1 protein-coding gene and 1 pseudogene are annotated in these 981 nt (G+C 38.7%); both read right to left on the bottom strand.

Annotated features, from left to right (window positions below; translation table 11 throughout):
* Positions 1–437: pseudogene (locus tag CJF42_RS25245) on the bottom strand (hypothetical protein); the annotation flags it as partial.
* Positions 424–981: Mu transposase C-terminal domain-containing protein (locus CJF42_RS25250; RefSeq protein ID WP_170940770.1), on the bottom strand; the 558-nt coding region annotated here is incomplete at its 5' end. The gene CJF42_RS25250 and the pseudogene CJF42_RS25245, both read right to left, overlap by 14 nt.

Here is a 981-nt window from a genome sequence, read left to right on the forward strand (position 1 = left end):
GACCAAATTTGATGTAAAAACTTAGTCGGTGGCGCATTATATTTACCGTTAAGAAGTAAGCTGATGGTGGCAGGTGACTTTTTTAAAATCATCGCAATACTAGAGGCTGAAATTTCTTGCTCTTTGAGCTCTCTTGAATGCAAGCGCATTTTAATGCGGTTACACAAAAACATGTCTTCATCCGTGTATTTATCACTATAATGTCTTTCACCTTGTTCAAATGCTTCAAGATTGGTTTGCGGAAAAACATGCTCCCACAAAGCCATCACCAATTTAGTGGGTACAATGGGTGATGTCCCCTCTAATACCGTTTTGATTTGGCTGTAGCCATAACCACAATTAAGATCGGTTTCGCCTAAACAAAACGTGTCTATTTCATCTTTTAATAATAAAACGCGCTTTTGGTCTTGCTCGCTATAATGCTTAGAAAATTTCATATGTCGCTTCCTCAATTAATTGTGTGTCGTCGTGTTCAAGTAAATCGTTTAAAGTGGTGACTTGGGGGTGTTGTTCATCAGCTACTGGGGCTAACAGTTCATTTAAATCCGGTTGTATATCGTGTGTTTGCTGCTCGTCAATATCGTTTAAATCATTTAAATTAATGTGCATCGTCATCGGGGGCTGCTCTGTGAGTGCGAGCGTAGGCTCAGCGGTTAATTCATTCACCAAATCGACCTCATTAATATTAATAACATGAGATAAAGCAGCTCTGGCTTTGTCTTCAGCGATATGTTTTTCTTTGCGTTTAATGGCATCAGCAGAGCGTTTGATTTCTCTTTCATCAATACGTGACGTAGGCAATGCATGCGATTTAGCTTTAAGTTCACAAATCATAATGAACTCACCGCTAAGCTGATAAAGTTGAATGTACGCATCGTTATGTAAGTCGTAACCTGCTAACAGCTCTTGCGTATTAAACTGATGTAAGAAATTGGCAGAATAAATACGCTTATGTAATTTAATTTGACCCCGCAGTACATT

Source organism: Pseudoalteromonas sp. NBT06-2, assembly GCF_002276045.1.
Classification (GTDB): Bacteria; Pseudomonadota; Gammaproteobacteria; order Enterobacterales; family Alteromonadaceae; genus Pseudoalteromonas.